Origin of the sequence: Aeromonas molluscorum 848 (assembly GCF_000388115.1) — a bacterium.
GTDB lineage: Bacteria > Pseudomonadota > Gammaproteobacteria > Enterobacterales > Aeromonadaceae > Aeromonas > Aeromonas molluscorum.
The window spans coordinates 1-5,111 of the sequence record NZ_AQGQ01000230.1 but is presented as its reverse complement, the minus strand read 5'-3'; the positions used below and the strand labels follow the sequence as shown (position 1 = coordinate 5,111).

Sequence of the window (5,111 nt, the reverse complement as noted above, 5' to 3'; positions counted from 1 at the left end):
CCCTAGTAGTTATAACTCTTTTGCAGGAGATATTTTTCGGGAGTTTCAAGAGACTGAGTCTTCATTATTTTTTAACCCCTATTTTTTACGTCTTTTAAATGAATCACTGCGAGTTTTTATCGCCTGTGAGAATCAACGGGGAAGAACAAAGCAGAAATGGTTTATTGAAGTAGATCAGTATCGGATTACTGCTGATAAAACACAGATAGGAAAGCCTACACCAGAAGGTATACATAGTGATGGTACAAATTATTTTTCGCTGATGTTGGTAAACCGAGAAGGGATCAGTGGTGGTGTAAGTTCTTTATATGACAATGATCTGAATTTAAAAAGAGAAGTCACATTGGAATATCCGGGGGATGTTATTATGTTAGATGATGCATCAATGATGCATCAATGATGCATCAATGATGCATCAATGATGCATGGTGTGACCAGTCTTGAACCTCTCGAAGATCATGGCGTGAGAGATATTCTTCATATCTCCTTTACTAATTTATTGAGGCCGGGTTCCGTCAGTCGACGCTTTGGATTCGGCTCCGCAGATATGCTGACCATCTAAATTTTTATTTCATGGGTTAAGCGAGGTGCTATTTGTCGAAGTGTTAGTCGATGGATAGCCCTTCAAAGGAAGTAATATGACATTTAGTATTATGCTGGTATTTTTTTTTAGCTGTGTTGCCTTTAGTTTTTCTCCTGGAGCAGGGGCAATTGCAACCATGTCAAGATCGATAGAAGATGGAATAGTTCAAGCCAGGTATAATATTATTGGCTTACAGCTGGCACTGCTTGTTCATCTCATCATTGTCAGTGTCGGGTTAGGAGCATTTATTGCGTCATCAGAAATTGCGTTCGATGGTATAAAATATATAGGTGGAAGCTACCTTATCTACTTGGGATTGATGAAAATAAAGAACTCAGGGAATAGTGTTTTACGTAATGCGGAGATGCAAAGCGGAAAGTTAAAGAGCTTGGCCAATGGCTTTGTTGTTAATATAACCAATCCAAAATCCATCGTGTTTTTAGTCGCATTTCTTCCGCAGTTTGTCGATAGTTCAGATAGTAGTTATCAATACTTTAAACTGGGTCTGTTCATTCTTCTAGTGGACTGCATCGCAATGTTCTCATATGCATCTTTGGCGCATGTTTTATTGCGACATCTATCTGAACCATTGCATTTAAAGCGTCTGAATTTAATGTTTGGTGCAGTATTTATCATACTGGCAGTGATGTTGTTAATGTCTGGCAGACATTGAGTTAATGGTGGATATGATATATTCATCTCTTCGAACGTGATGTGGTAGCTAGTTATGGTAAATCAAGGTTTTTCTTTTAGATATAGCAGAATTCAGTCTGCGGGAACAAGAGCATAGATATGTGCATCAAGAGGCTGGTCATGAAGGAAGATACGATTTCTAGCTAGACACTCGAAGGTGGCCCCGGCGGCGATAGCAACGGCTTCGCTGGCTCTGTTGCCAACCCCCGTCACGATCTCCAGCCGAAATAGACCTAACTGCCGAAAACCAAAGTCACGCAGCAGGGCGACTTCCTGCCGGGCGATGCCTTGTCCTTGGCGGGATTGGCGCACCCAATAACCGATATTGCCGTAGCGATGATGGGGCGACAGCTGGTTGATACTTGCGCCACCCAGTAGCTGGCCGGTGGTGGCGCAGAAAATGCCCATGTCAAAGGCGCGTCCCGCCGCGCGATCCTGATCGCAGGTGGCAAACCACCCCAGCGCCTTGTCCCGATTGAATGAGGGAGTGCACCAGCTCATCCAGGTGCCGACCGTCTCGATGGATTCGTGCGCCGCGCGGACAAACTCATCGGCATCGCCCGGTTCGAAGGGGCGAATCACGATCTTGGCGTTGGCAAGGGGTGTGGCTATTTGCATAGGGCTTCCTGCTTGATGGTGTTTATCGGGCCGCGGCTTCCAGCTCGGCTATCTCCCCGCCACCAATCAGCTTTAAGTTCCGGCTGATCCGCTCCACCGGCCAGTCCCACCAGGCGAGATTGTTGAGGCGGGTGATGGTGTCGTCGTCAAAGCGATAGCGGATCACCTTGGCGGGGTTGCCGCCGACGATGGCGTAGGCGGGCACGTCCGTGGTGGCCACGGCGCGGGCGGCGATGATGGCGCCGTTGCCGACCTTGACCCCCGGCATGATCAGCGCCTCGTAGCCAATCCAGACATCGTTGCCAATCACCGTATCCCCCTTGTAAGGAAGCGTGCCCGGCGCGGGGGAGGCGCTCTCCCAGCCGTTGCCGAAGATAAAGAAGGGGTAGGTGGAGAAGCCGGAGCTCTGATGGTTGGCGCCGTTCATGATGAACTTGACCCCGCGGGCGATGGCGCAGAACTTGCCGATGATGAGCTTGTCGCCGATGAAGGGGAAGTGGTAGAGGACGTTGCGCTCAAAGCCTGCCGAGTCTTCCGGGTCGTCGTAATAGCTGTAGTCACCCACCTCGATATTGGGCCCCTTGATGGTGTTCTTGATAAAGCACACCTGAGGGAAGCCTTTCATGGGGTGGGGATTGGCGGGATCGGGACCGTGCATGGGATGTTCCTCTCGAGTCTGGGTTTTGAATACCCTAACGGAACCTTGCAGCCCAGGGCCACCTTTTTGTACGCCCTGGTTCGCCAGGCTTTGTCGTCCCCTGCCTATGTGCGCATCGACCCGGAGCGAGTTTGTCTCTAGCATGGGAGGGATGCGGGGCCTGGGCTCCGTCACACGGACTTTTGACGGAGAAGCGATGATGAAGATGCGTTCCCTGCTCATGCTGAGCGCCCTGCTGCTCGGCGGTTGTGCGGTCAATCCCTATGGCGGCACTCCGGCGCCTGTCACCGAGCCGGCTCAGCCGGTGAGCCAGCCTGAGAAGCCTGTGACCAAACCGGACACAGGGGCGCCCCTGCCCAAACCCGCAGCCCCGACCGGCCTGGCGGTCGCCATGGCGGATGCCTTCTTGAAGGCCCCCGAGGTGAAGGCGCTGAGTCAGGATGGCAGTCCTATGCTGCTGCTGATGGCGCCCCAGAACGGCACCGGTGAGCCCTTCAGCACCCAGCCCATGGCGGTGGCCATGATCCAGCGTATTCAGGGGAGCAGCGGCTTTCGCTTCGCAGACCCGGGCCAGGTTTCCGCCATTACCAGCCAGCTTGAATACCAGCAGGGGGGCATGAACCCGGCCTCCCTGGTGCGTCTGGGTCGCCAGACCGGCGCCAGCTACATGCTCTACGGGGATCTGCTCTCCGAGGGGGGCCGCTATCGGCTCGCCATGAGCCTGATGGATCTCAAGAGCGGCGAGCTGCTCTGGAACGAGAGCCGCACCGCCAGCCGCTGAGCCCCCGCGCTATCGGGTCAATGAGACCATCGAGGGTGCGCCGCTCCTCGATGGCCTCGACTCGGCAACTGGCGCTACCTCCCTGCAATGACCCCACATCCTCTCTGCTGGCATTCCCCTTCCTTTTCCCGATGAAACATCATAAAAATCGCGGCCAGACTGCCAGGGGCAGGGCCGCGAAAGGTGGAGCGTGGCGCCGCGTTCGCGGCGCTGTTCAACCAAGCAGGCCGGAGAGCCCCTGCCCGGCCATCAGCACTCCCACGGCCAGCACGGCAAACCAGACCAGGGTGGCGGCCACCAGGGCGTAGCCGAGGGCGACGAAGAGACCGTCCCGCTGCAACATGCCGATGGCCAGCAGCAGTATGGCCCAGGCGGGCAGGGTGTTGGTGAGCGGGATGGCGCCAAACGGCATCATCAGCAGCAGGGCGGCCAGCATGATCATCAGGCCGTTGGCCCGGTTGATGGTGCTGCTGGCGGTGAGCATCAGCAGGCGGGGGCGCACGAACTTGTCCAGCCGGGCCAGCAGGTCGGCCCCCTTGTGCAGGGTTGACTTGAGCTGCTCGGTGGCGAAGCTGCGGGCCATCAGCCGGGCGGGCAGCCAGGGCACCCGGTTGAGGGTGATGCCGATACCGATAAAGAGGATCAGCAGGCCAAACACGCTGCTGATGCCGGGAATGCTGACCGGCAGCAGGAAGGGCACCGTCAGCAGCAGGCAGAACAGCAGCATGCCCTGCTCCCCCACCAGGCCGAGCAGTTCGCGCAGGCTGATCTGGCCCTCACCCATGGCCTGGGCTGTGGTGCGCAGGGTCTGGGAGAGGCGGGCCTCGGGATCCTTGAGATCGATGGCAACCATGTTGTGTCCTTGCAAAACGTCGTGGAAAGAGGGGGTTGTGCCACTGGGGCAGGCGCGCCACAGCATACGGTGACTGGGTGAATCGCCGATGAATAATCGGCGCGGCGGCCAGCGTGGTCGAGCCTGGGGCAGGGCAAAAAAAAACGCGGCCCTGAGGCCGCGAAATGGCGTGAAGTTCCCTTTCTGCCGCTTGCTATGTTCAGTGGCCGTAGGGCAGGGGGGAGTGGTGCAAAATGATGCGCACCTTGCCATCGTCCCCTTTCTTGAAGCCCCAGCCATCTTGCGCCGCCTTGATCTCGGCCTCCGTGATGTTGCCGTTGGCTATTTCGGTGGTGTGCAGCGAGACGCTGGCGCCGAACAGCAACAGGGTCAGGCCGTCTTTGAGTGGCTTCATGGAGGTGATTCCTTGTGGTCACATCAGAGTCTATGCATCGGCGATGAACAGAGATTGAACTCCCTGTTCAGGGTAGTGAGGCTGGCAGGAAGCGCGCAAAGGCGGGGAAAGGGGAAGCAAGAGGATGTCGGGGGCGGGCGGAAAAATGCGCTCAGGAGCGCAAGCGGCAGCCCAAAAAAAGGGGAGCATAGCCCCCCTGAAAGCATGGAACCCAGGGGGATCAGGCCCGGCTTTGGGCCAGTTCATCCGCCTGCTCGCCATGGAGCAGCGCCTGGTCGGTCTGGCCAAGCAGCTGGCTGGTGATGGTACCGGCCGTCATGGCGCCGTTGACATTGAGGGCGGTGCGGCCCATGTCGATCAGCGGCTCGACCGAGATGAGCAGCGCCACCAGGGTGACCGGCAGCCCCATGGCGGGCAGCACTATCAGGGCGGCGAAGGTGGCGCCGCCACCGACCCCGGCGACCCCGGCGGAGCTGAGGGTGACTATGCCGACCAGGGTGGCGATCCAGAGGGGATCAAAGGGATCTATGC

Annotated in this window: 8 protein-coding genes; 3 read left to right on the top strand and 5 right to left on the bottom strand. The window is 56.7% G+C overall.

Features of this window, described 5'->3' with window-relative positions; translation table 11 throughout:
• Positions 1–400: 2OG-Fe dioxygenase family protein (locus G113_RS21235; RefSeq protein WP_161618930.1), on the top strand; the 400-nt coding region annotated here is incomplete at its 5' end.
• Between the two features lie 238 nt (positions 401–638).
• Complete coding sequence (locus G113_RS19085) at positions 639–1,256, top strand: LysE family transporter (protein WP_005909781.1); 618 nt, start codon at positions 639–641, stop codon at positions 1,254–1,256.
• 92 nt (positions 1,257–1,348) lie between these two features.
• Here the strand turns inward: G113_RS19085 and G113_RS19080 are convergent, their stop codons facing one another.
• Both G113_RS19080 and G113_RS19075 read right to left on the bottom strand, forming a co-directional pair.
• On the bottom strand, positions 1,349–1,894 hold the full coding sequence (locus G113_RS19080) for a GNAT family N-acetyltransferase (RefSeq protein WP_005909778.1): 546 nt from the start codon (positions 1,892–1,894) through the stop codon (positions 1,349–1,351).
• A gap of 22 nt (positions 1,895–1,916) precedes the next feature.
• Positions 1,917–2,552, bottom strand: coding sequence for a Vat family streptogramin A O-acetyltransferase (locus G113_RS19075; protein ID WP_005909776.1), 636 nt, complete (start codon positions 2,550–2,552; stop codon positions 1,917–1,919).
• Between the two features lie 199 nt (positions 2,553–2,751).
• Here G113_RS19075 and G113_RS19070 point away from each other — a divergent pair, with 199 nt between their 5' ends.
• The gene (locus G113_RS19070; protein WP_005909774.1) at positions 2,752–3,333 is read left to right on the top strand and encodes a hypothetical protein; all 582 of its coding nucleotides are present in this window, start codon (positions 2,752–2,754) and stop codon (positions 3,331–3,333) included.
• Positions 3,334–3,547: 214 nt separating this feature from the next.
• Here G113_RS19070 and G113_RS19065 read toward each other — a convergent pair whose 3' ends face one another.
• From G113_RS19065 to G113_RS19055, 3 genes are all read right to left on the bottom strand, one after another.
• Positions 3,548–4,186, bottom strand: a complete 639-nt coding sequence (locus G113_RS19065) for an exopolysaccharide biosynthesis protein (RefSeq protein WP_005909772.1) — start codon at positions 4,184–4,186, stop codon at positions 3,548–3,550.
• A 199-nt stretch (positions 4,187–4,385) separates the two neighbouring features.
• Entirely contained in the window at positions 4,386–4,580 is a 195-nt protein-coding gene (locus G113_RS21560; protein WP_005909770.1) for a hypothetical protein, read from the bottom strand.
• A 220-nt stretch (positions 4,581–4,800) separates the two neighbouring features.
• The coding region (locus G113_RS19055) for a cation:dicarboxylate symporter family transporter (protein WP_005909768.1) at positions 4,801–5,111 on the bottom strand (311 nt) is incomplete at its 5' end.

Coding starts and splice junctions, on each gene's coding strand:
- G113_RS19085 (WP_005909781.1), top strand. CDS start 639: ATGACATTTAGTATTATGCTGGTATTTTTTTTTAGCTGTGTTGCCTTT.
- G113_RS19080 (WP_005909778.1), bottom strand. CDS start 1,894: ATGCAAATAGCCACACCCCTTGCCAACGCCAAGATCGTGATTCGCCCC.
- G113_RS19075 (WP_005909776.1), bottom strand. CDS start 2,552: ATGCACGGTCCCGATCCCGCCAATCCCCACCCCATGAAAGGCTTCCCT.
- G113_RS19070 (WP_005909774.1), top strand. CDS start 2,752: ATGAAGATGCGTTCCCTGCTCATGCTGAGCGCCCTGCTGCTCGGCGGT.
- G113_RS19065 (WP_005909772.1), bottom strand. CDS start 4,186: ATGGTTGCCATCGATCTCAAGGATCCCGAGGCCCGCCTCTCCCAGACC.
- G113_RS21560 (WP_005909770.1), bottom strand. CDS start 4,580: ATGAAGCCACTCAAAGACGGCCTGACCCTGTTGCTGTTCGGCGCCAGC.